The organism is Streptomyces sp. NRRL B-24085 (assembly GCF_001282115.1).
Taxonomy (GTDB): domain Bacteria; phylum Actinomycetota; class Actinomycetes; order Streptomycetales; family Streptomycetaceae; genus Streptomyces.
Genome location: NZ_LJBR01000672.1, coordinates 1 through 3,170 on the forward strand (window position 1 = coordinate 1; position 3,170 = coordinate 3,170).

General features: G+C 70.4%; 2 protein-coding genes and 1 pseudogene. 2 read left to right on the forward strand and 1 reads right to left on the reverse strand.

The window, feature by feature from the left end; translation table 11 throughout:
• Window positions 1-342 (reverse strand): annotated as a pseudogene (locus AOJ26_RS44815) (class E sortase); the annotation flags it as partial.
• A 278-nt stretch (window positions 343-620) separates the two neighbouring features.
• On the opposite strand from AOJ26_RS44815, the gene AOJ26_RS41080 reads away from it, so the two are divergent.
• Together AOJ26_RS41080 and AOJ26_RS41085 are read left to right on the forward strand one after the other, a co-directional pair.
• Window positions 621-2,093, forward strand: coding sequence for a beta-1,6-galactanase (locus AOJ26_RS41080; protein ID WP_053853406.1), 1,473 nt, complete (start codon window positions 621-623; stop codon window positions 2,091-2,093).
• Between the two features lie 106 nt (window positions 2,094-2,199).
• Window positions 2,200-3,170, forward strand: a 971-nt coding sequence (locus AOJ26_RS41085; RefSeq protein ID WP_053853407.1) for a hypothetical protein, incomplete at its 3' end; no start/stop codon positions are given.

The window sequence follows — 3,170 nt, forward strand, 5'->3', positions numbered from 1 at the left end:
GGCCTGGGAGGGGTCCGGCGCCGGGGTGGTGAGGTGGGGGTCCTGACCGGCCGAGGACTCCGGCGACTGCTGTTCGTGCGGTTCCTGCGCTTCCCCCGGTTCCCGGGGAGCGGACGGGGACCCTGGGTCGGCCCCCTGGCCCCGCCCCCACTCCCGCTCCAGCGCCTCGACCTTGCGCTGAGCGCCGTCCCGAGCCTCGCGGTTGGTCCACCACAGCTGGTGCACCACGAGGAGCAGCAGCACGCAGCCGACGGTGACCAGCAGTTCGCCGCCCGCCCGCACCGCGCGCCGGCGACGCTCGCGCCGGCGCCGGGAACCGTGGTGCGTGATGCGCTGCCGCATGGGACCCACCTCCTCGGCCGAGGCCGCCCGCACGATAAGGGCGGGGCCTTCAAGTCACCAGTGCCGAGGGCCTCGTAGAGCCGGTGCCGCGGGCCTCGTAGAGCCGGTACGGCGGTCGGCGTGTCCGGTATACCGAACTTCCTCCACCGGTTTTAAGAAGGGCTGTCAGAACCCTCGACAACCCCACTGGCCACACCCGATGCTTCGTTTGGCATGAACGGGGCAGGCCACGACGCGGGTCACAAGGCCGCGTCGATCCATCGGAGTTCGGAGTAGCCATGATCCGACGCAGAACGCTGCTGACAGCCGCAGGAGGCACCCTCCTCGGCAGCGCCCTGGCCACCGGTACCGCCCGTGCGGACGCCACGATCGCCGTCAGCCCGGGGACCTCGTACGGCACCTGGGAGGGCTGGGGCACCTCGCTCGCCTGGTGGGCCAACGTGTTCGGCGCCCGGGACGACTTCGCCGACATCTTCTTCACCACCAAGTCGACGTCGTACAACGGCACTTCGCTCCCCGGCCTCGGCCTGAACATCGCCCGCTACAACCTGGGCGCGTGCAGTTGGAACACCGTGAGCGGCTCGGCCATGGTCGCCTCGCCCAACATCCCCGCCTTCAAGCAGATCGAGGGCTACTGGCAGGACTGGAACAACGAGAACCCGACGTCCTCGGCGTGGGACTGGACGGCGGACGCCAACCAGCGGGCGATGCTGGTGAAGGCCACGGCCCGGGGCGCCACCTCGGAACTCTTCGCGAACTCCCCGATGTGGTGGATGTGCCTGAACCACAACCCCTCCGGCGCCTCGGACGGCGGCAACAACCTCCAGTCCTGGAACTACCGCCAGCACGCCTCCCACCTCGCCTCGGTGGCCCTCTACGCCAAGAACAACTGGGGCGTGAACTTCGCGACGGTCGACGCCTTCAACGAGCCCTCCTCGTCCTGGTGGACGGCGACCGGCACGCAGGAGGGCTGCCACATGGACGCGAGCGTCCAGTCGGCCGTACTGCCGTACCTGCGCAGCGAGTTGAACAACCGCGGCCTGACCGGCGTGCGGATCTCGGCCTCCGACGAGACCAGTTACGACCTCGCCCGCACCACCTGGAACTCCTTCAGCTCGACCACGAAGGGGTACGTCAACCAGGTCAACGTGCACGGCTACCAGGGGTCGAGCGGCCGCAGGGACCTCCTCTACACGGACGTGGTCACCACGGCCGGCAAGAAGCTGTGGAACTCCGAGACCGGCGACGGCGACGGCACCGGTTACACCACGGCCTTCAACCTCCTCTACGACTTCCGCTGGCTGCACCCGACGGCCTGGGTCTACTGGCAGGTCATGGACCCGACGGCGGGCTGGGGAGTGATCAAGTACGACGGCAGCACCCTCCAGGCCGGCGCGATCGAGACGAAGTACTACGTGCTGGCCCAGTTCAGCCGCCACATCCGCCCCGGGATGAAGATCCTCGACACGGGCGTGAGCAACGCGGTCGCGGCCTACGACGCCACGGCCAGGCGCCTGGTCATCGTGGCCCTGAACACCTCCACCTCCGCCCAGACCCTGACCTTCGACCTGTCCCGCTTCACGACGGTGACGGGCGGCTCGGGCGGCCTGGTCCCGCGCTGGAACACGGTGACGACGGGCGGCGACAAGTACGCGGCGTACTCCAACACCTTCCTGAGCGGGAAGTCGGTGGCGGTGCCGTTCGCGGCGAAGGCGGTGCAGACACTGCAGATCGACGGCGTGACGATCTGAGGCCGATCCGAGGACGGCGTGGTGCGGGCCGGGGCGCTTCCCGCGAAGCGGCCCCTGGCCTGCACCTCTCTCTCCTTCGACACTGATCGGCAGTACGGTGTCCCCCATGCGCCCCGACACGCCTGCCGAGAACGTCGACCACAACGCCGAAGCGGCGCGCCTGGAGCGGACCGCCGACCGGTACCCCGAGGACGCCGAAGCCCTGCTCCTGCAGGCCGCGGCCCATCTGGAACTGGCCGGCGACCGCCCTGCCGCGTCCTCCCTCTACGACCGTCTGCTGGCCGCGCAGGACGGCCTGGAGAACCCGTTTCTCGTCCGCGCCCTGAAGGCCGCGAACCTGTGGGAGTACGGCCACGAGGCCGAGGCCCGCGCGATCATCGACGGCGTCCGGGCGGCCTCCCCCCGGGACCCGGCCCCCTGGGTGATCGTCGCGGAGGCCCTGGAGTCCCACGACGAGCTGGAACAGGCGCAGGAGACGTTCACGCAGGGCGCGAGGGCCCTCCTGACGGACGTCCCGGAGCCCCCGTACTCCACGCACCCTTTGCTGTTCGGCCGCCACCGCGTCCGCCGGATGCTGGGCCTGGCCCACGACGAGTGGGACACCCTGGCGGACACCCTGCACTCCTCCCCGGTCTCCCTGGACGAGCTGCACGACCCGAAGCGCGTGTGGTCCCTCGGCTCGGAGAACCCGGCGGAGCTGGAGGCGGAGATCTCCCGCCTGCGCGCCGAACTCGGCACCTACCGCGAGGCGTTGTCCCGCCCGTTCCCGGTGGCGGTCCTGCACTGGCCCGCGTCCGAACTCGCGGAACTGGTCGACGCCTACCCCACCCTCTCCGCGGAGTACCCCTCCCACGAGGAGCACCTGGCGACGATAGAGGCGTCCCTGCGCGAGCTCGCCGCCTCCGGCACGGCGAACCTGGGCATCGTCTCGGGCACGGTCCCGTCCTACGAGGCCTTCGCCGCCTCGGAGGGCACGTCCCCGTCGGAAACCTCCCTCCTCCCCCAGTACGCAACGACACTGGCGGCGCGGGGAAGGGCAGTGGAGTGGCCTCCGCAGCGGGGGGCGGGGTGTTGGTG